This is a genomic window from Microbacterium trichothecenolyticum (assembly GCF_000956465.1).
Taxonomy (GTDB): domain Bacteria; phylum Actinomycetota; class Actinomycetes; order Actinomycetales; family Microbacteriaceae; genus Microbacterium; species Microbacterium trichothecenolyticum.
Window position 1 is genome coordinate 14970 of sequence record NZ_JYJA01000035.1, and the last position, 20635, is coordinate 35604.

The 20635-nt window shown below is 71.7% G+C and carries 18 protein-coding genes; 11 read left to right on the forward strand and 7 right to left on the reverse strand.

Annotation, left to right across the window (positions count from 1 at the left end):
* The first annotated feature begins 2 nt into the window (after nt 1–2).
* Genes RS82_RS10725 through RS82_RS10735 form a run of 3 tightly spaced genes read left to right on the forward strand, consistent with a single transcriptional unit; the run spans nt 3 to nt 2770 of the window.
* Nucleotides 3–716, forward strand: a complete 714-nt coding sequence (locus RS82_RS10725; RefSeq protein WP_045299257.1) for a 4-carboxy-4-hydroxy-2-oxoadipate aldolase/oxaloacetate decarboxylase — start codon at nt 3–5, stop codon at nt 714–716.
* A complete protein-coding gene (locus tag RS82_RS10730; protein WP_045299259.1) occupies nt 703–1782 on the forward strand; it encodes a 4-oxalomesaconate tautomerase in 1080 nt (359 codons plus the stop codon). Before RS82_RS10725 ends, RS82_RS10730 begins: the two co-directional genes overlap by 14 nt.
* Nucleotides 1783–1804: 22 nt before the next feature.
* Nucleotides 1805–2770, forward strand: a complete 966-nt coding sequence (locus RS82_RS10735) for a VOC family protein (RefSeq protein WP_045299261.1) — start codon at nt 1805–1807, stop codon at nt 2768–2770.
* A 140-nt stretch (nt 2771–2910) separates the two neighbouring features.
* Here the strand turns inward: RS82_RS10735 and RS82_RS10740 are convergent, their stop codons facing one another.
* The 3 genes from RS82_RS10740 to RS82_RS10750 all read right to left on the reverse strand — a co-directional run bounded on the left by RS82_RS10740 (nt 2911) and on the right by RS82_RS10750 (nt 7100).
* Nucleotides 2911–4023, reverse strand: a complete 1113-nt coding sequence (locus RS82_RS10740) for a 5-methyltetrahydropteroyltriglutamate--homocysteine S-methyltransferase (protein ID WP_045299263.1) — start codon at nt 4021–4023, stop codon at nt 2911–2913.
* Nucleotides 4024–4159: 136 nt separating this feature from the next.
* The gene (locus RS82_RS10745; RefSeq protein ID WP_045299264.1) at nt 4160–5071 is read right to left on the reverse strand and encodes a serine hydrolase; all 912 of its coding nucleotides are present in this window, start codon (nt 5069–5071) and stop codon (nt 4160–4162) included.
* Between the two features lie 64 nt (nt 5072–5135).
* Nucleotides 5136–7100 carry a M13 family metallopeptidase gene (locus tag RS82_RS10750; RefSeq protein WP_045299265.1) on the reverse strand — a complete coding sequence of 655 codons (1965 nt, stop codon included), beginning with the start codon at nt 7098–7100 and terminating at the stop codon, nt 5136–5138.
* 220 nt (nt 7101–7320) lie between these two features.
* Here RS82_RS10750 and RS82_RS10755 point away from each other — a divergent pair, with 220 nt between their 5' ends.
* From RS82_RS10755 to RS82_RS10765, 3 genes are all read left to right on the forward strand, one after another.
* Nucleotides 7321–8640 carry an MATE family efflux transporter gene (locus tag RS82_RS10755; RefSeq protein ID WP_045299266.1) on the forward strand — a complete coding sequence of 440 codons (1320 nt, stop codon included), beginning with the start codon at nt 7321–7323 and terminating at the stop codon, nt 8638–8640.
* A gap of 91 nt (nt 8641–8731) precedes the next feature.
* Nucleotides 8732–9793: a semialdehyde dehydrogenase gene (locus tag RS82_RS10760; protein WP_245619582.1), complete on the forward strand. Its 1062-nt coding sequence runs from the start codon at nt 8732–8734 to the stop codon at nt 9791–9793.
* Nucleotides 9790–11001: an NAD(P)/FAD-dependent oxidoreductase gene (locus tag RS82_RS10765; protein ID WP_045299269.1), complete on the forward strand. Its 1212-nt coding sequence runs from the start codon at nt 9790–9792 to the stop codon at nt 10999–11001. The genes RS82_RS10760 and RS82_RS10765 overlap by 4 nt, the downstream gene beginning before the upstream one ends.
* Before the next feature lie 9 nt (nt 11002–11010).
* On the opposite strand, the gene RS82_RS10770 is transcribed toward RS82_RS10765, so the two are convergent.
* On the reverse strand, nt 11011–11667 hold the full coding sequence (locus tag RS82_RS10770; protein ID WP_045299271.1) for a TrmH family RNA methyltransferase: 657 nt from the start codon (nt 11665–11667) through the stop codon (nt 11011–11013).
* A 476-nt stretch (nt 11668–12143) separates the two neighbouring features.
* Here RS82_RS10770 and RS82_RS10775 point away from each other — a divergent pair, with 476 nt between their 5' ends.
* Nucleotides 12144–13457, forward strand: a complete 1314-nt coding sequence (locus RS82_RS10775; RefSeq protein ID WP_045299594.1) for an Nramp family divalent metal transporter — start codon at nt 12144–12146, stop codon at nt 13455–13457.
* A 24-nt stretch (nt 13458–13481) separates the two neighbouring features.
* Nucleotides 13482–14117, forward strand: coding sequence for a metal-dependent transcriptional regulator (locus RS82_RS10780; RefSeq protein ID WP_045299273.1), 636 nt, complete (start codon nt 13482–13484; stop codon nt 14115–14117).
* A gap of 127 nt (nt 14118–14244) precedes the next feature.
* On the opposite strand, the gene RS82_RS10785 is transcribed toward RS82_RS10780, so the two are convergent.
* A complete protein-coding gene (locus RS82_RS10785; RefSeq protein ID WP_045299275.1) occupies nt 14245–15189 on the reverse strand; it encodes an SDR family NAD(P)-dependent oxidoreductase in 945 nt (314 codons plus the stop codon).
* Between the two features lie 40 nt (nt 15190–15229).
* Between RS82_RS10785 and RS82_RS10790 the strand changes: the two genes are divergently transcribed.
* On the forward strand, nt 15230–16039 hold the full coding sequence (locus tag RS82_RS10790; RefSeq protein ID WP_045299277.1) for an HAD-IIA family hydrolase: 810 nt from the start codon (nt 15230–15232) through the stop codon (nt 16037–16039).
* A 378-nt stretch (nt 16040–16417) separates the two neighbouring features.
* On the opposite strand, the gene RS82_RS10795 is transcribed toward RS82_RS10790, so the two are convergent.
* Nucleotides 16418–17431, reverse strand: coding sequence for an aldo/keto reductase (locus RS82_RS10795; RefSeq protein ID WP_045299279.1), 1014 nt, complete (start codon nt 17429–17431; stop codon nt 16418–16420).
* Between the two features lie 75 nt (nt 17432–17506).
* Here RS82_RS10795 and pdxR point away from each other — a divergent pair, with 75 nt between their 5' ends.
* Both pdxR and RS82_RS10805 read left to right on the forward strand, forming a co-directional pair.
* Nucleotides 17507–19006, forward strand: coding sequence for a MocR-like pyridoxine biosynthesis transcription factor PdxR (pdxR, locus tag RS82_RS10800; protein WP_045299281.1), 1500 nt, complete (start codon nt 17507–17509; stop codon nt 19004–19006).
* 9 nt (nt 19007–19015) lie between these two features.
* A complete protein-coding gene (locus RS82_RS10805) occupies nt 19016–19588 on the forward strand; it encodes a YdeI/OmpD-associated family protein (protein ID WP_045299283.1) in 573 nt (190 codons plus the stop codon).
* Between the two features lie 151 nt (nt 19589–19739).
* Here the strand turns inward: RS82_RS10805 and RS82_RS10810 are convergent, their stop codons facing one another.
* Nucleotides 19740–20603, reverse strand: a complete 864-nt coding sequence (locus RS82_RS10810; RefSeq protein ID WP_045299285.1) for a helix-turn-helix domain-containing protein — start codon at nt 20601–20603, stop codon at nt 19740–19742.
* Between the last annotated feature and the right edge of the window lie 32 nt (nt 20604–20635).

Below are 20635 nucleotides of genomic sequence, written 5' to 3' on the forward strand. Positions count from 1 at the left end.
TGATGAAGCCCGTCATCGTCACCGACATCGCGAGGACGGATGCTGCGACCGCCCGCGCGCTCGGATCCCACGGCGTCGCGACGGTGCACGAGGCGATGGGCCGCACGGGACTCGCGGGTCCCGGCATCCGTCCTATCCAGGACGACGTGCGCATCGCCGGAACCGCCGTCACGGTGCTGAGCCACCCCGGCGACAACCTCATGATCCACGCGGCCGTCGAGCAGTGCACCGAAGGCGACGTGCTCGTGGTGACCACGACGTCGCCGTCGCTGGACGGCGCGTTCGGCGAGCTGTTCGCCACGGCCCTGCAGGCGCGCGGGGTGCGTGGACTGGTCACGACGACGGGAGTCAGGGATGTCGCGGAACTGCGCGAGATGGGCTTCCCGGTGTGGTCCGCGGCCGTGTTCGCGCAGGGGACCGTGAAGGCGACGCCCGGCTCGGTGAACGTGCCGGTGGTGGTCGCGGGTGTGACAGTTCGCCCCGGCGACGTGATCGTCGCGGACGACGACGGCGTGCTGTGCGTCCCCCGGCGGGACGCGGACCACGCCCTCGCCGCCGCCGACGCGCGCATCGCGAAGGAGGAGGCCGACCGTTCCGCGTACCGCGGCGGCGAGCTCAGCCTCGACCGCAAGGGACTGCGTCCCCTCCTCGCCGAGCTCGGCATCGAGTACGTCACGCAGGCCGAATACGAGGCGCGCGACCATGAGCGCGCCTGACCTCGTGCGCGACGGCGTCCGCTGCATGCTGATGCGAGGGGGCACGTCGAAGGGCGCGTACTTCCTCGCGGCGGACCTGCCGTCCGACCCGGCCGAGCGCGACGACCTGCTGCTGCGGATCATGGGCTCGCCCGACCCCCGCCAGATCGACGGCATCGGCGGCGCGCACCCGCTCACCAGCAAGGTCGCGGTCGTGTCGCCGTCGAGCGCCGAGGACGTCGACGTCGACTACCTGTTTTTGCAGGTCGGCGTCGACACGGCGACGGTGGCCGACGCGCAGACCTGCGGCAACCTGCTCGCCGGCATCGGCCCCTTCGCCGTGGAGCGCGGCCTCGTCGCGGCGACGGGCGCGCGCACGACCGTGCGCATCCGGCTCCTCAACACCGGGGACACCGCGACCGCCGTCTTCACCACGGCCGACGGTCGCCCCGACTACGACGGCGACGCCGCCATCGACGGCGTCCCGGGCACGGCATCCGCCATCGAGCTCGAAGTCGGGGGCGGCGACGACAAGCCCCTCCTCCCCACCGGCAACCCCGCCGACGAGCTGGACGGCGTCACGGCGACCCTCATCGACAACGGCATGCCGGTCGTGCTCCTGCGCGCCGACGACCTCGGCCTCGACGGCTCCGAGTCGCCCGCGACCCTCGAGGCCGATGCCGACCTCGAGGGTCGCATCGAGCACCTGCGGCTCGTCGCGGGTCCGCTCATGGGCCTCGGCGACGTCGCGGCGCAGACGGTGCCGAAGGTGATCCTGCTCTCACCGCCGCGGGCGGGCGGAGCGATCTCGACCCGCGCCTTCATCCCGGCGCGCGTGCACACGGCGATCGGCGTGCTGATGGCAGCATCCGTCGCCGCGGCCCTCCGGATCCCCGGCGCTGTGGGGCACGATATCGCGGGCCCCCTCGGCGAGGAGGAGACCGCCATCGAGCACCCGAGCGGCACCTTCCCGTCGCGCGTGCGCATCACGCAGGACGACGCCGGCACCTGGCGTGCGACCTCCTTCTCGCTGCGCACGGCCCGCAAGCTCTTCGACGGCACGGTCTTTCCGAGACCGCGCCGGTGATTCCCGTCAGAGAGGACGCCCCATGACCGCCGACACGTCGTTCGACGTCGCCCACCTCGCCCACGTCGAGCTGCTGACGCCCACCCCCGCCGAGAGCCGCTGGTTCTTCGAAGACCTGCTGGCGATGCGGGTCGTCGCCGAGGAGGGCGACGCCGTCTACCTGCGCACGTGGGACGAGTATCAGCTGTACACGATCAAGCTGACGGCATCGGATGCCGCGGGCGTGGGTCACACGTCGTTCCGCGCGTCGTCGCCGCAGGCGCTGGAGCGGCGCGTCGCCGCGATCGAGGCGGCCGGGCTCGGCGTCGGGTGGACCGACGGCGACGTGGGCTGCGGGCCGACGTACGAGTTCACCGACCCCGACGGTCACGCGATGGGGATCTTCTACGAGGCCGAGCGGTACGAGGCGGGCGACGACGACCGTCCGGCGCTGAAGAACCAGGCCTCGCGGTTCCCGGGCCGCGGCGTCAACGCCCGCCGACTCGACCACATCAACTACCTCGCGAAGGACGTCGAGGCGAACGGCGCGTTCCTGCGGGACGCCCTCGGCATGCGCGAGTCCGAGCGCATCCGGCTCGACACCGGCCGCTTCGCGGCGTGGTGGTTCCACTTCTCACTGAAATCGTACGACGTCGTCTACTCCGACGACTGGACCAAGCACGGCAACCGCCTCCACCACATCGCGTTCGCACCCGACACGCGGGAAGACATCCTCAAGGCCGCCGACATCTTCCTCGAGAACGGCATCCACATCGAGTCAGGGCCTCACAAGCACGCGATCAACCAGACGTTCTTCCTCTACGTCTGGGAGCCCGGCGGCAACCGCATCGAGTTCGCCAACGCGGGCGCCCGCCTGCTGCTGGACCCCGATCAGCCCGTCGTGGAGTGGACCGAGGCCGAGCGCCGAAAGGGCCAGGCCTGGGGCATGAAGACGATCGAGACCTTCCACACCCACGGGACCCCCGTGGTCGAGACACCCGGGCACTGAGCCCACCGTCGCACCGTCGCGAGAGGTTCTTCCCGGGTTTGGGGCGCAGATTCTCCGTTGGGGCGGAGTACCTGCGCCCCAACGGACGGATTACGCCCCGAACCTCCCACAGAGGCGGGGCCGGGCCGGGACGGGCCGGATCAGCGCCAGACGTCGGCGGCGATGTCGACGACCTCGCGCACCTTGGCCCACTGCTCGTCCTCGGTGAGGACGTTGCCCTCCTCGGTCGAGGCGAACCCGCACTGCGGGCTCAGGGCGAGCTGCTCGAGCGGGGCGAACACGGCCGCCTCGTCGATGCGGTGCTTCACCGCATCGACGTTCTCCAGCTCGCCGCTCTTGGACGTGATGAGCCCGAGCACGACCTTCTTGTCGCCCTCCGGAAGGAACCGCAGCGGCTCGAAGCCGCCGGCGCGCTCGCTGTCGTACTCGAGGAAGTAGCCGTCGTACGCGGTGTTGCCGAGGAGCTGCTCGGCGACCGGCTCGTACCCGCCCGACGAGATCCACGTCGAGCGGAAGTTGCCGCGGCAGACGTGCGTCGTGACGACCAGGTCGTCCGGCTTGCCGTCGAGGATGCGATTCAGGATGCCCGCGTAACGCTCGGCGATGCCGTCGGTCTCGATGCCGCGCTCGCGCGCCTTCTCGAGCTCGACCTCGGAGCACAGGTACGCCCACGCGGTGTCGTCGAACTGGAGGTAGCGGGCACCGGCGTCGTAGAACGCGGCGACCGCGTCGCGGTACGCCTGGACGAGGTCGTCGACGATGTCGTCGCGGCCGTCGTACCCCGACCCGGAGAGGTGACCGGGCTCAAGACGGAAGTCGAGCACGGTGGGCGCCGGGATGCTGAACTTCGGCACCGCGCCGGTGGTGCGCTCGAGCAGGCTCTTGAGAGAGCGGAAGTGGTCGAGGAACGGGTGCGTGTCGCTGAAGCCGATCCTGCCCGAGATCTCGATGCCGCGCGGCTTCGTCTGCACGCCCTGGAACTGGATGCCGTGGTCGAGCTCGACGATCTCCACACCGTCGAGCAGCCCGAAGAAGTCGAAGTGCCACCACGAGCGGCGGAACTCGCCGTCCGTCGCGAGCTTCAGACCGGCGTCGGACTCACGCACGACGAGCTCGGCGATCGCCGTCTCTTCCGCGACGCGCAGCGCGTCGGCGTCGATCTGGCCGGACGCGAACCGGCGACGGGCCTCGGCGAGCTCAGCGGGACGGAGGAAGCTGCCGACGATGTCGGCGCGGAACGGCGGTGTTGACACCCTCGCGAGCGTAGCCGATCCCTCCCGGCATAGGTACTCGCTCGTCACCCGGCGTCATCCCCCTCCGCCGCGCGACCGCACCGCACCGCGTGAGACGACACTCGGCGGACGGACACCGACGGCGAGACACGCCGGTCTAGAACACGTACTCCATGAGGTCGGTGCCGAGGATGCGGAACGCCTCGTGCGCGCGCAGGCGGTGCGAGATCGACAGGTCGTCGAAGCACACGATGAGCGCGTACGACACGCCGGCGCGCGGGCCCGCCAGCACACCCGCTTCGACACGGATGCCGGCATCCCGGCCGGTCTTGTTGATGAAGAGCAGCCCGTGCTCGTCGTTCTCGTGCGAGAACGGGTCGAGTCCGGTGGCGGATGCGACGAGCGACAGGTCGTGGTTGAGGCTCAGCCACTCCGCCACCTGGGCGCTCACGCTCGGCGAGACGACCTGCGAGTTCACCAGCGCCGCGAACACCTCGGCGAGCTCGCGCGCGGAGCCGAGAGCGAAGTGCGGTGCGTCGTCGGGGCCGCGCTCGTCGCGGAAGCGGTCGAGCAGTGCCGATCGGGCGAGCCCGAGATCCTCGATGCGAGCGCGCACCGCCGGCAGGCCGACCCGCTTCAGCAGCGCATTCGCCGCAAGCGCGTCGCCCGTCGATGCGGTGAGCACCGCGAGGTCGATGAGAGGAAGGGCGGGCGCCTTGAGATGCTGCCACACACCCCCGACCCCGACAGGCTCGATGTGCGCGCGGTCGATGATCTCGAGCGGCTCGAGGCGCCCCGACTCGAACGCGGCCGCGACCTCGATGAGCAGCGGCACGACGCCGAGCCCGGCGACGGGCAGGGTCACGAAGTCGTCGCCCGACAGGACGGACGTGCCGCGGTCGAGGTCGGTGATGCGCACCGAGATCTTGGCCCCGGATGCGGCGAGATCGTCGAGCGCCTTCAGCGTCGACGTGAACGATCGACGACCGGCCGCTGCCCTCTTCGGCAGCCGCCGACCGGTGCTCCGTCGCGCCCCCCGCAGCGACTCGGCATCCTTTCTGGGCTCCATGCCCACGGAGTTTCCCTCCCCTTGACGTTGTTGCGGGGCGATCGGGCCGCACGCGGCCCGGCCGTCACCAGATGGTGACGCGCTGATCTTCGTCGAGCCAGAGAGCATCCGACTCGGTCACACCGAACGCATCGTAGAACGCGTCGATGTTGCGCACGATCTGGTTGCACCGGAACTCGTTGGGCGAGTGCGGGTCGATCGTGAGCAGACGGATGGTCTCAGCATCCCGTCCCTTCTGCTGCCAGACCTGTCCCCAGCTCAGCAGCAGTCGCTGGATACCCGTGAAGCCGTCGAGCTCCGGGGCTTCGGCATCGCCCAGCGACAGGGCGTAGGCCTTGATCGCGATGCCGAGTCCGCCCAGGTCGCCGATGTTCTCGCCGATGGTGAGCGCGCCGTTGACGTGGTGCTCGTCGGCGAGCCCCCGCGGCACGAGGGCGTCGTACTGGGCGATGAGGTTCTTGGTGCGCTCCTCGAACGCGGCGCGGTCGTCGTCGGTCCACCAGTCGCGCAGCGACCCGTCGCCGTCGAAGCGGCTGCCCTGGTCGTCGAAGCCGTGGCCGATCTCGTGGCCGATGACCGCGCCGATGCCGCCGTAGTTGGCGGCTGCGTCGCGCTCGACGTCGAAGAACGGGTACTGCAGGATCGCCGCCGGGAACACGATCTCGTTCATCAGCGGGTTGTAGTACGCGTTGACGGTCTGCGGCGTCATGAACCACTCGTCGCGGTCGATGGGCTGGCCGACCTTGGCGAGCTGGCGGTCGTGCTCCCACACGTGGGCACGGCGGACGTTGCCGATGAGGTCATCGCTCGCGATCTCGAGGGTGGAGTAGTCCTTCCACTTCACCGGGTACCCGATCTTCGGGGTGAACGCGTCGAGCTTCGCGAGCGCCCGCTCCCGGGTCTCGGGGCTCATCCACTCGAGCTCCGCGATCGACTGCCGGTAGGCCTCGATGAGGTTGGCGACCAGCTCGTCCATCGCCTCCTTGGCGGCGGGCGGGAAGTGACGCTCGACGTAGACGCGGCCGATGGCCTCGCCCATGGCGGCCTCGCTGAGGCTGACGCCGCGCTTCCAGCGCTCGCGGTTCACCGGGACGCCGGTGAGCTGCGTGCCGTAGAACCCGAAGTTCTCGGCGACGAACTCCTCCGACAGGAACGGGGCGGCCGAGTGCACGACCGCGAACCGCAGCCACGCCTTCCAGTCCTCGAGGCGGTCCTCCACGAGCAGGACGCCGAGGCCCTCGAAGAAGCTCGGCTGGTAGACGTTGATCTCGGCGAACGCGTCGGCATGGCCGGGGGCCGCGCCCTCGCGCCACGGGGTCAGATCGACGCCGACGAGCTCCTGGACCTCGTCCCACGTCTTGAGGTTGTAGGTCTTCACCGCGTCGCGGCTCGAGACGTTGTCCCAGTGGTGGGTGGCGAGCTCCGTCTCTATCGCGACGATGCGATCTGCGGATGCCTCGGCATCGGCCACGCCCGCGAGCTCGAGGATGCGCTGCACGTGGGTGCGGAACGCGATGCGCGTCTCCTGGAAGTTGTCGAGGCGGTAGTAGCTCTCATCCGGCAGCGACAGGCCGCCCTGGATGAAGAACGGCACGTAGCGCTCGGGATTGCCCGGGTCGGGCTCGAAGTAGAGGTGGATGAGGGCGGCGATGCCGTCGCGCTCGAACTCGCCGATCGTGCGGAGGAACCCGGGGATGTCGGCGACCGCCTCGACCCGCTCCAGCGACTCGGCGAGAGGGGTCGCGCCCTTCGCCTCGATGCGCTCGGTGTCCATGAAGCTCGTGTAGAGGTCGCCGATCTTGCGCGCCTCGGTGCCGGGCTCGGCCTGCTGCGACTCCTCGACGATCGCGTGCACGTCCTTCTCGGCCTGCTCCGCGATGAGGTGGAACGAGCCCCACCGCGCCTTGTCCTCCGGGATCTCGGTCCGCTCGAGCCAGCTGCCGTTGACGTGGCGGAACAGATCGTCCTGGGGGCGGATCTCGGCGCTGAGTTCCTCGAGCGCGAGACCGGAGCGGGGGGCATCGGTCATGCGTTCCAGGGTAGTCGCCCGAAGCCTGGACAACTCTCGGGAGCGGCCGGATCGCCGCTCGTGACGACATTGTGATGAAGCCTGCTCGCTCCTCAGTTGAGGGCTGTTGCCGAGTTGCGGATGCAACGGCGAGGATCGGCCCGCATCCCGGCTCTCGTCCTCAATTGAGGATTGACGGATGCTGCGCCCCGGCGTCGGCGGCGCCTCATAGGCTCGCAGGGTGACGACCGACACCCTGAACCGCGACATCCTGCGGCTCGCGGTGCCGGCGCTCGGCGCCCTGATCGCCGAGCCGCTGTTCCTCATCGTCGACTCGGCGCTCGTCGGCCATCTCGGCGTCGAGCCGCTCGCCGGGCTCGGCATCGCGTCGGCCGTGCTGCAGACGATCGTCGGGCTCATGGTGTTCCTGGCCTACTCGACGACGCCCGCCGTCGCGCGCCGGTTCGGCGCGGGCGACCCGTCTCGTGCGGTGTCGGTCGGCATCGACGGCATCTGGCTCGCGCTCGGCCTCGGGGCGGTGCTCGCGCTCGTCGGCTACGTCGCGACACCACTGCTCGTCGGCCTGTTCGGCGCGACGCCGGAGGTCGCCCAGCAGGCCGAGATCTACCTCGGCATCTCGATGTGGGGCCTTCCCGCGATGCTCGTGGTCTTCGCCGCGACCGGCCTCCTGCGCGGAATGCAGGACACCGTGACGCCGCTGTGGATCGCCGGACTCGGCTTCGCCGCCAACGCCCTGCTCAACGGGCTCTTCATCTACGGCTTCGGGTGGGGCATCGCGGGTTCCGCGATCGGCACCGTCGTCGCGCAGTGGGGCATGGTCGCCGCGTACGCGGTCGTCGTCGGACGGCTCGCGCGGAGGCACGAGGCATCCATCCGCCCCCAGCGCGAGGGCGTGCGGGGCTCGGCGCGATCCGGGGGCTGGCTGTTCCTGCGCACAGTGTCGCTGCGGTTCGCGCTGCTGGCGACGGTGGCCGTCGCGACCGGGCTCGGCACGGTGGAGCTCGCCGGCTGGCAGGTCGCCTTCACGATCTTCTCGACGGCCGCCTTCGCGCTCGATGCGCTCGCGATCGCCGCGCAGGCGCTCATCGGCAAGGGCCTCGGTGCCGAGGACACGCCTCTCGTACGCCGCGTGCTCGGCCGCACCGTCGCGTGGGGCGCCTGGTTCGGCGTCATCACCGGCGCGATCATCGGGGCGCTCTCGGGCGTCATCGGGCTGGCCTTCACCGGCGACGCTGGCATCGCCACCCTCGTCCAGCCCGCGCTCATCGTGCTCGCGATCGCACAGCCGGTGTGCGGCGTGGTGTTCGTGCTCGACGGCGTGCTCATCGGCGCCGGCGACGCGAAGTACCTCGCGATCGTCGGGGTGCTGAACCTCGTGCCCTTCGTCCCCGCGCTCGCGCTGGTCGCGTGGCTGCATCCCGTCGGGGCGGCCGGGCTCGCGTGGCTCGCCGTCGCGTTCTTCGGCGTCTACATGCTCGCCCGGCTCGCCACCCTCGGCTGGCGCGTGCGCGGCTCGGCCTGGCTGTCCGTCGAGGCGTGACGACGGGTTCCGCGCACCGAGGTATCACGCCCGCCGCCGGCCGCTCCTGAGTCACATGGCGTCCATCCGCGGCCGCCGGAAGGAGCCTCCCGTGTCCGGCACCGGAACATTCGGATTCACCGTCCACCCCCGTGCGCGCCTGCGCGAAGACCTCGCGCGCGCGTGGCGGCCGCTGGGGCTGGTGCCCGAGTCCGTCTACGACGCCGCACTGCGGCGTCTGCCGCTGCCGCCGGTCACGATGGCCGGCGTGCAGATCGGCGGTGAGCGCGTCGGCCACATCGTTCTGGTGCCCTTCGGCGCACGCCACCTGCTGTCCGACATCGAGGGCGGCCGGCGGCGCGTGAGCCGCGCGGTCGACCGTGCCGCCGCACTCGGCGCGGACGTCGTGGGGCTCGGCGCACTCACGGCGACGGTGACGGCCGGCGGAGCCACCCTGCGCGGACGCTCCGACATCGGGGTGACGAACGGCAACGCGTTCACGGCGGCGATCGTCGAGGACCAGATCCGGATGCTGCTCCCCCACGTCTCGGCGCGCGCCACACGTGCGCACATCGCGATCGTGGGCGCCAGCGGCAGCGTGGGCACCGCGGTCACGAAGCTGCTCGCCCGCGACCCCGCGGAGGCACGCCTGACGCTGATCGCCCGCACCGCACCGCGCCTGGAGGCGCTCGCGGCGTCGGTCGCCGGCGACGTCGACGTGACGGTCGCGCTCTCGATCGATGCGGTGCGCGACGCCGACCTGGTCGTGTTGCTCACCGCGTCGGCCGACACGATTCTCGGACCGGACCACCTCGCACCCGGGGCGGTCGTGCTCGACGCGACCCAGCCCCGCAACACCTCGCCCGCCCTCGCCACCGCGCGGCCCGACGTGCTCGTCGTCGACGGCGGGATCGTCTCGATCCCCAGCCTCCGGCTCTCTGGTGGTGAGATCGGCCTGCCCGACGGCCGCTCGTACGCCTGCTTCGCCGAGACGGCGATCCTCGCTCTCACCGGCCACCGCGGCCACTTCTCGATCGGCAACCCCACGCTCGACCAGATCGACCACATCCGCGATCTGGCCGTCGAACTCGCACACCTGGGCTTCCACGCAGCCGCGCCGACGAGCTTCGGCGCACCGGTCGTGCTCGAGCGGCGCGCGACGGTGATCGCATGACCCGCGTGGTGCTGCTGGGCGGGGGCTACGTCACCCTCCACGCCTACGCGACCCTCGCGCGCCGTGCCGGGCGGCGACTGCGGCGAGGCGACCTCGAGATCGTGGTCATCTCGGCCGACACCGCGCACCGCTTCCACGGCTTCACCGGCGAACTGCTGGCAGGGATGATCGGCCGCGACCGCGTGGCCACGCCTCTGGCCGAGGCGATGCCGCTCGCGCACATCATCGAGGGCCGCGCGGTGCACATCGACGCCGCGCGCCGGTCGGTGTCGTACCGACGCCCCGACGACGCTGACGTCGAGACCGTGGTCTACGACCACCTCGTCGTCGGCACCGGAGCGAGAGAGCCGGTCGCCGAGGTACCCGGGCTCGCCGAGCACGGCTACGCCCTGCGCGGCCCGGACGAGATCGCCGAACTCGCGGACCACCTCGCGGGTGTCCCCGCATCGCCGGTCGTCGTCGCCGGCGGCGGGATCGCGGGCGTCGAGCTGGCGGCGGCCATCGCCGACCGCGGACATCCCGTCACCCTCGTGCACTCCGGCGATCGCCTCGTCGGCGAATGGTCGGATCAGCCACGACTGGCGGCACGCGCCGCGCAGGAACTCGAACGACTCGGGGTGCGGGTGGTGACGGGCGTTCGGCTCACCGAGGTCACGGCGACCGCGGCGCGGTTCTCCGACGGCTCGTCGCTCGCGACGGCGACGGTCGTCGCCACGACCGGCCAGCGTCCCGTGCGCATCCCCGGGCTCGACCCCTGGCGCGACGAACGCGGTCGCCTGCGCACGCAGCCGACGCTCGCGGTCCGGTACGGCGTGTGGGCGGCCGGCGACGGCGCGCGGGTCGCGCATCCCGTCACGGGCGAGCCCGTGCCCGCCAACGCTCTGTGGGCGATGAAGGGCGGCGACCACATCGGCCGCGCGATCGCACGGCGGCTGCGCGGACGGCCGGCGGGGCGCTTCGCCTACCGCGGGCTCGGGCGCGCGGCCTCGTTCGGCTTCGGTCGCGGCGTCTCGGAGCTGTATGGGGTGCCGTTCACCGGGACGGTCGCGTGGATCCTGCGGCTCGGGTTCTTCCTGCGCTTCATGCCATCGCGTTCGCGGGCAGCGGGCGTCGTGGCGGACCTCACCCGCTTCGCGTTCACGCCGCGTCGGCGCGTCGCGACGAGCGCGTCTCAGCCCGCGCCCGGACTGACGACGGCTCCCGCCTGACCTCGGGGCTCACGCCCAGCGGCGGCACCACTCGTACATCACGACCGCCGCGGCGGCGCTCGCGTTGATCGAGCGGGTCGAGCCGTACTGCTCGATCTGGACGGTTCCGGATGCAGCCGCCAGCGCCTCGGGCGACAGCCCGGGTCCTTCCTGGCCGAACAGCAGCACGCACGCCTCGGGCAGGTCGGCGGCCGGCAGCGGCAGCGACCCCTCGACGTTGTCGATCGCGATCACGGGCAGGGACGCGGCATCCGCCCACGCGGTGAAGGCTTCGACGGTCTCGTGATGGCGCACGTGCTGGTAGCGGTCGGTCACCATGGCGCCGCGGCGGTTCCAGCGGCGCTTGCCGATGATGTGCACCTCGGAGGCGAGGAACGCGTTGGCGCTGCGCACGATCGAGCCGATGTTAATGTCGTGCTGCCAGTTCTCGATCGCGACATGGAACGCGTGGCGGCGGGTGTCGAGGTCGGCGACGATGGCGTCCATCGTCCAGTACCGGTAGGGGTCGACGACGTTGCGGGCGTCGCCGTTCGCGAGCAGCTCGCGGTCGTAGCGCGGATCGTCGGGCCACGCGCCTGGACCACCCGGCCACGGCCCGACGCCGACCGGCAGCGTCGGCTCGGCGGGCTCGGCGGGCTCGGTGGCGCTCGGGTCGGGCGGATTCACCGGCCCAGGCTATCCGCCCGCGGCGCGCACAGCGTCGATCCGGATTTCGGACGTCCGGCCGCTCTCCGGACTCGACGGCGGCTGCGAACCGGAAACGCGGCGAATGTCCGAATTCCGGATCCGCGGATCGGGCGTCAGGGGTTCGGCGTCTCGTGCCACCGGCCGCGCCGTGTCTCGGCGAGCGACGCGCGCCACGTCCGACGGGCCGGCCGTGGCGTCCTGCGCGGGCGCATGCCCCGCAGCAGCTCATGGATCGCTGCGACCAGCTTCGAGGCCATCTCCATCACCTGCTCTCCCCACGATTCGAATCAGGCTTATCCCCGATCGTCATCGCCTGCGCGGGGGTTGACATGTCATCGCCGACGTGGGCGCGTTGGCGGCTTTTCGGTTCGCCGAAAAAAGGGTACGTTTTCGGTATGCCGAAAACTGCCGAGGATGTCAGCACGTCGACGCCGATCCTGAGCCGGCGCCTGTCGATGCCGCGCCTCGCGTGGCTGATCGGCCCGGCGCTCGTGGCGGGGGTCGCGTACCTCGACCCCGGCAATGTCGCGAGCAACATGACGGCCGGCGCCCGGTACGGGTACCTGCTGGTCTGGGTCGTCGTGCTCGGCAACGTGATGGCCTGGCTCATCCAGTACCTGTCGGCCAAGCTCGGCATCGTCACCGGCCGCAGTCTCCCCGAGACCCTCGGCCACCGCATCGGCAACCGCTGGGGGCGCCGTGCCTACTGGCTGCAGGCCGAGCTCGTCGCGATGGCGACCGACATCGCGGAGGTGATCGGCGGCGCCGTCGCGCTCAACCTCCTCTTCGGCATCCCGCTGCTCTGGGGCGGCGCGATCACCGGCGCGGTGTCGATCGCGCTCCTGCTCATCCAGTCGCGGCGAGGTCCGCGCACGTTCGAGTTCGTCGTGATCGGCCTGCTCGCCATCATCGCGATCGGGTTCTCGTTCGGCGTGTTCGTCGCCCCGCCCGACGGCCCGAGCGTGGTGGCGAGCCTGGTGCCGCGCTTCGAGGGCACCGACTCGGTGCTGCTGGCGGCCTCGATCCTCGGCGCCACGATCATGCCGCACGCCATCTACGCGCACAGCGCCCTGGCGCGCGACCGCTTCGCGCCGGCGCCGGCGACGGCCGGCGCGGCGCTCGGCGGCGACCGACTGATGCCGCGCGGCTCCCGCGCTGCCGGGGCCCCGATCGGGGCCCCGGCAGACCCGACGCTGGCCGAGCTGCGCGGCATCCCCACCCGTCGCCTCCTGCGCGCGACCAAATGGGATGTCACCATCGCGATGCTGATCGCGGGCACCGTGAACCTGTGCATCCTGCTGCTCGCGGCGGCGAATCTGGCGGGCGTGCCCGGCACCGACTCCCTCGAGGGCGCCTACGCCGCCCTGTACGCAGGGCTCGGCCCCCTGGTGGCGACCCTGTTCGCCGTCGGCCTCCTCGCGAGCGGTCTCGCCAGCACCTCGGTCGGCGCGTACGCCGGCGCCGAGATCATGCACGGCCTGCTGCACATCCGCGTGCCGCTGATCGCCCGCCGGCTCGTCACGCTGATCCCGGCGCTGGTGATCCTCGCGGTCGGCTTCGACCCGACGGTCGCGCTCGTGCTCAGCCAGGTCGTGCTGTCGTTCGGCATCCCGTTCGCGCTCATCCCCCTGGTCGCCCTCACCGCGAACCGCGAGGTGCTGGGCGGGTACCGCAACCGCGTGTGGACGACGATCGCGGGGATCGCGGCATCCGTGTTCCTCATCGCCCTCAACGGCGTGCTGCTGTACCTGGTGCTGACAGGGGCGTGAAAGGCCGCCCGGTACCCTGAAACGGTGGCCTCCCCTGCGATCGACGACTACCTGAAGACGATCTACCACCACACCGAGTGGCAGGACGACCGCATCACGCCGTCGCAGCTGGCCGCCGAGCTCGGCCTCGCGCCGTCGAGCGTCACGGAGATGGTGCAGAAGCTCGCCGCCCAGGGTCTCGTCACTCATCGCCCGTACGGGCCGATCGCGCTCTCCGAGGAGGGAGAGCGTCGCGCGGCGGCGATCATCCGCCGCCACCGCCTGATCGAGACGTGGCTCGTGAGCGAGTTCGGGTACGCGTGGGACGAGGTGCACGACGAGGCCGAGGTGCTCGAGCACGCGATCAGCGACCGGCTGCTGGAGGGCATCGACGAGCGGCTCGGCAGGCCGCGCTTCGACCCGCACGGCGACGCGATCCCGGATGCTGCGGGCCACGTCCACCGCGAACCCTTCGTGCTGCTCGCCCAGGCGCCCGCGGGGCACGTCGGGCGGGTGCTGCGCGTGAGCGACCGCGACCCGGAACTGCTCAGGGCCGTCGAGTCGGCCGGCGTGGCCGTCGGCACGACCGTGACGGTGACGGATGCTGCGGCCCTCCGCATCGGGACCGCGTCGGTGTCGCTTCCCGACGCCGCGGCCGACGCCGTCTGGCTCAGCATCTGACCCGAGCCGCAGCCGGGTCGCGGCATGCGTGTCCCGACACAGAATCGGAGATTCACGACGACACGCCGGGGACGGGATGCTGCGCGCCGGCGTGCCGCCCAGAACCTCCGATGCTGTGCGCGACGGGTCAGCGGCGCGCCGCTACCTCGAACGGCCAGCGCACGCCCGTCGCGGTCTCGGCGACGTCCCAGAGGCGCGCGGCCACGACCGGGTCGCGAGTGATCTTCGAGGCGGTCTGCTTGCGGGGCTCGCCGCGCGAGCCGGTGCGCGGGCCCCAGAACTCGCCGCCCTCGACGTCGGGATCCGTGAGCGCCCGCACGAGCGGCCAGGCGCCGTGCTCCTTCGACTGCGCCATCGCCGCCTGCAGGTTGTCGCGGAAGCGCTTGGCGCGCGACGGCTCGTTGACGCCCACGATCCCGGCCGTGCGGCCGCCCGTCGAGTAGCCCGGGTGGGCGACGACGCTCGCGACCGGGATGCCGGCCGCGCGGAGGCGCCGGTCGGCCTCGAAGCCGAGCGCCGTCGTCGCGACCTTGGACTGCACGTATGCGCGCCAGGCCGAGTATCCGTCGACGAGCTGCGGGTCGACGGGGTCGTACGGTGTGAGGGAGGTCGACATGCTGCCCACCCACACCATGCGCCCGGAAGCCTCGGCGAGGGCCGGCAGGAGCTCTCCGGCCAGCGCATAGTGGCCGAGGGCGTTGGTCGCGAACACGACCTCGTGCCCGTCGATCGTGGTCTCGCGGGACTTCGGCGCGTGGACGATCCCGGCGTTGAGCAGCACGCCGTCGAGGGCGCCCTTGCCCCGCACGCTCGCGGCGGCGGAGCGCACCGATGCGAGGTTCGAGGTGTCGAGGATGAGCGGCTCGGTCGCATCGGGCGCGGCCTCCGGCAGCCGGCGACGGATCGCCGCGCGCGCGGCCGAGAGCCGGTTCGGATGGCGCGCCGACATCAGCACGTGAGCGCCTGCGCGCACGAGCTGCTCGGAGGCGAAGTAGCCGAGGCCGGCGTTGGATCCGGTCACGAGATACACGCGTCCGGAGAGGTCTGGGAGGGTCCGGGGGTCCCACGTCACGGGAACGACCCTACGCCTGCCCGCCACCTAGTCTTGACGCATGCGCACGCGGTCCGACATCGAATGCTGGCTCACCGACATGGACGGCGTGCTGGTCCACGAGAACACCCCCATTCCCGGGTCATCTGATCTGCTGCAGCAGTGGACCGATCAGGGTGTGCCGTTCCTGGTGCTCACCAACAACTCGATCTTCACGCCGCGAGATCTCTCGGCCCGGCTGCGGGCCTCAGGCCTCATCGTGCCGGAGGAGTCGATCTGGACCTCGGCCCTCGCCACCGCCGATTTCCTCAGGTCGCAGATGCCCGGCGGCTCGGCGTTCGTCATCGGCGAGGCGGGCCTGACGACGGCCCTTCACGAGGCCGGCTTCATCATGACCGAGACCGATCCCGACTACGTCGTCGTCGGCGAGACCCGCAACTACTCGTTCGAGGCGATCACGAAGGCGATCCGCTTCATCAACGCCGGCGCCCGCTTCATCGCGACCAACCCCGACGCCACCGGCCCTTCGACCGAGGGCGTGCTGCCGGCGACGGGTGCGATCTCGGCGCTCATCACCAAGGCGACGGGCATGGAGCCGTACGTCGTCGGCAAGCCGAACCCGATGATGTTCCGCTCGGCTCTGAACCGCATCGGCGCGCACTCCGAGAACACCGGCATGATCGGCGACCGCATGGACACCGACGTCGTCGCCGGCATCGAGGCAGGCCTGCACACCGTGCTCGTGCTGACAGGCATCAGCGACGCCGCAGAGATCGCCCGTTACCCGTTCCGCCCCGACGAGGTGCTGGACTCGGTCGCCGACCTCCTCGACCACGAGCCCGTCGAGTCGGAGGACCCCGAGCTGCTGTAGCCACGAGCTCCCGCATGGCGCCACGCCCGCAGCATCCGTCGCCCTTCTCCGCCCTCGCGTCCCGCTGCGACAGGTCAACCGGCGTTCCACCGGAGAAACGCGGCGCATTCCTCCTGCAAAGGCCCGGTTGACCTGTTGAAGGAGGGGGACACGGATGCCTCGGGCCCGGCACCGATCCCACACGCGACCTCCGCGCTCACAGCCGCAGCATCCGTCCCGCTGCGACAGGTCAACCGGGCTTCCGCAGGAGAGTTCAGGCATGAACGTCCTGTCGAGCCCCGGTTGACCTGTCGAACATGCGGCGAGGGACGGATGCTGCGGCCCCGGGCCTGCGCCCGCTGAAGTGCGGCGGGCTTCCGCAGCGCCCGCCGCACCTCGTCAGGCCGCTACCGACGCGCGGACGTCGAGGTCGGCGGCGTCCAGGCGCGCGCGCACGTCCGCGTCGAGGTCGAGCTCGGACGCGGTGAGCGCCTCTTCGAGCTGGGCGACACTCGAGATGCCCACCACGGGGATCACCGGCACATCCCCGCCCAGCAGCCACGACAGCGCAACCTGGTTCGGCGTCGCCCCGATCTCGGCGGCGACGTCGTGGAGCGTGCGCACGCGTTCCCGGTTCGACGCGTGCCGCATGGGCGCCCACATCGGCTTGTCGTCGCGGGCGAACGCGCCCTGATGCAGCGGTGAGTACGCCGTGATGGCGAGCGGCGGCCGGCCGCCTGTGCCCGCGGCGGCGACGTAGTCCAGGAGCTCGATCGACACGTCGTTCGTGCGTCCGAAGCCCGGGCTCGGGTAGACGTAGCTGTACCCCTGCTGCACGACGCCGTACGGGTCGACGCCCTGGCGCAGCGCCTCGTCGCGCGCCTCGATCAGCCGCCACAGCGCGACGTTCGAGATGCCCGAGATGCCGACGAGCCCCTCGCGCTGCAGCTGCCCGAACGCGGCGACGGTCTCGGCGATCGGCGTCTCGCGGTCGTCGACGTGCCCGTACAGCACATCGATGCGATCGACGCCGAGGTGCCGCAGGCTGAGGCGGGCCTCGCGGGCGACGACCTCGGCCGACAGCCCCTGGAAGTTCGTCGGCTCGACGTTCTGCAGCGGCAGCGCCGGGTCCTTCTTCGCAGCGCCGAGCTTGGTCGCCAGGCGTACGTCGCCGAGGCCGCCGCGGCGGCGGATCCACGCGCCGAGCACGTCCTCGCTGTCGCGCCCGTGCCCGCCGACCCACGCGTTGTAGTTGTTGGCGGTGTCGACGAAGGTGCCGCCGGCGCCGGCGAAGCGGTCGAGGATCTCGAGCGACGTCGCGGCGTCGGTGCGCGTGCCGAAGAACATGGTGCCGAGGCAGAGGGTCGAGACCTCGAACGAGGTCGTGCCGTTGGAGATGGTGCGGTACCGCATGGGGTGCCCTTTCGTGGTTCGTGGTTCCCGGTTCCATCGTGGATCGCGGGCGGTCTGGGAGTACGATCCGATTCCATGGCAGAAACCCAGACCAATTCGGTCGCGTGGGAGACGCTGCTCGACCTCGCCGCGTACGACGGCCCGCGTCACGTGCGGCTGGAGCAGGCGGTGAGGGATGCTGTGTCCACGGGCCGCCTGGCCTCCGGTGCCGCGCTTGCCCCGAGTCGCCTGCTCGCGTCGTCGCTCGGCGTCTCGCGATGGGTCGTCACGGAGGTGTACGGGCGGCTCACGGCCGAGGGCATCCTCGATGCGCGAGCCGGCTCGGCGACGCGGGTCGCCGCCGGGCCGACGCGCCCCGAGGCTCCGCGCGACGCGCCGACGCCGCGTGGCGAGGGCGTGGGGACCGTGCCCGCCACTGCTTCGCGACCCGCGCCGGAGCCCGTCGAGCCGGTGCGCCGGCCCCGGTACGATCTCGCCCCGGGTGTGCCCGACCTGCGGAACGCGCCGCGCGCACTGTGGCTGCGCGCGATGACCGAGGCGCTGAACGAGGCCCCTGACGCCGAGCTCTTCCGGCTCGACGGCGACGTGCCGGCTGCGCGCGCGGCGCTCGCCGCCTACCTGTCGCGGTCGCGCTTCGCGCGGGCCGACGCGGACGCCCTCCTCGTCACGCACGGCGCCGCCGACGGCATGCGCCGCGTCGCCCGGGCACTGCGCACACTGGGGCACACCGCGCTCCTCGTCGAGGATCCGTCGTGGCAGCGGATGCGCCAGGTCGCCGCGGCGGAGGGGCTCACGTCGGTGCCCGTTCCCGTCGACGGAGACGGGGTCGACGTCGCGGCGCTGGTCGAGGCATCCGTCCGCACCGGCGCGCGCGCCGCTCTCGTGACACCCGCGCACCAGTTCCCCACGGGGGTGCCGCTGTCGGCCGAGCGCCGTGAGGGACTCCTCGCCTGGGCGCGCACCCGCGACGGGGTCGTGATCGAGGACGACTACGACGCCGAGTTCCGCTACGACCGGCGCCCGATCGGCGCGCTGCAGGCGATGGCGCCCGACCGCGTCGTCCTCGCCGGAAGCCTCAGCAAGACCGCGACGCCCGCGCTCGCCCTCGGCTGGCTCGTGCTGCCGTCATGGCTGCGCGACGTCGTGCGCAACGCGGGATCAGCAGTTCCGTCGACGTTCGACCAGCTCGCGCTCGCCCGCTTCCTCACCTCCGGCGGTCTCGACCGGCACCTGCGCGGCGCTCGCACCCGCTACCGGCGCCGGCGCGAGGCGCTGCTCGCGGCGCTGGAACGCACGATGCCCGAGTGCCGCGTGTCGGGCATCGCGGCGGGGCTTCACGCCGTGCTCGACCTGCCACCCGGGGTGCGCGCGGCCGAGGTCGTGCGCGCAGCGGAGCCCCGCGACCTCGGTCTCACCGACATCCGCCGCTACCGCGTCTCACCCGACGCACCGGCACCCGAACGCCTCGTGCTCGGCTACGGCGACCTCGCCGATCCCCTCGTCGACGAGGCCGTGCGCCTGCTCGCCGACACCGTGCGCGAGGTCGCCGCGCGCGACGTCACCGGCTCCCGGTAGGGTCGCGACATGGGTGCGCTCGACGACGGCGAGATGGTGGAAGTGACGGATGCCGCGGCCTGGCGCGCGTGGCTCGACGCCAACCATCGCACCTCCAAGGGGGCGTGGCTCGTGCGTGCGCGACCGGGCTCGGACCTCGAGGTGATCGGGTACGAGGACGCGATTCTGCAGGCTCTCTGCTTCGGGTGGATCGACGGCCCGGTGCGATCGTTCGACGACGAGCGCGGCGGCCTGTGGTTCGCGCCGCGGCGGGCGACGAGTGGCTGGGCGGCGACGAACAAGGCGCGGCTCATCCAGCTCGAAGAGGCCGGTCTGATCACCGAGGCCGGCTATCGGGCGATCGAGGTCGCCAAGGCGAACGGCGCGTGGACGGTGCTCGACAACGCCGAGGCGCTGCGCGAACCCGACGACCTCGCCGCGGCGCTCGACGCAGAGCCCGCTGCGCGCGCCGCCTGGGACGCGTTCCCGCCGTCGAGCCGCAAGCTGGGCATCTCCAACGTCGACATGGCGCGGCGCCCCGAGACCCGCGCCGCGCGCGTTGCGAAGCTCGTGGCCGATGCCGCCGAAGGGAAGCGCCCGTGATCTCCGAGACCGAGCAGACGCTGCTCCTGCTGACAGCCGCGATCATCACGCTCGGCACGCTCACCGTCATCATCTGGCAGTGGTGGCGGGGCCGCGGCAAGCGCGACTGAACCCGACGCCTCCCCTGCTGCCGACCCGGCCTCGACGCCCGTCAGCCTTTGCGCAGCTCGCGGTAGGCACGCGGACTCATGCCGTGCGAACGACGGAACTGCCGCGAGAAGTAGAACGGGTCGTCGAGCCCGATCCGGCGCCCGACCTCGGCGACCGGGAGATCGGTCGTGTCGAGCAGCGCCCGGGCCCGCGCCATCTTCAGCGCCTGGTGGTGCGCGTGCACACCGCCACCGGTGGCCTGGCGGAACAGCGCGGCGAGGTGCGACGGCGACACACCCACCATCGCGGCGAGCTCGGCGACCTGCACGCGCCCGTCGACACGCTCAGCGAGATAGCGCATCGCGCGCTCGACGGGCGCGCCCTCGCTCGGCAGCGCCCGATCGACGGCGAGCTGGGTGAACAGCCGCCAGGCCATTCCCGACGTCGCGATCAGCCGCGCCGGCGTCGGCTGGAGCGCGAGTGACACCGAGATCTCGTCGAGCAGGGCGGTGACGCGATCGACCTCACGCAGTGACAGTGTCAGGCGGTCGGGACGAATGCCGGCCGCCTCGGTGAGCTCGAGCACGTCTGCCCCGCGCACGTGGCACCACCAGATCGTCCAGGGATCGGTTGCATCGGCGCCGTAGGAGTGAGCCAGACCGCCGGGGATGACGACCGCCGTCGAGCTCCCCACACGCGTGCGGACACCCTCCGCCTCGACCCATCCCGCCCCGGCGACGCACACGATCGCGATCGTCTCCGCCGCTCCGCGGGGACGATGCCGCCCATGGTGTCGCGCACGAGGGAAGTACCCGGCATCCGTCACCAGCATCCGCCGCGTGACCGGTCGTGCGAGCGCAGCGTCGACGAGGGGGCGTGGAGCGATGCTGAGTCGCTCCCGATCGAATCCCTCCGCACGCTCCATGACGGAATCCTGCCACGAACCATCGTCGGATC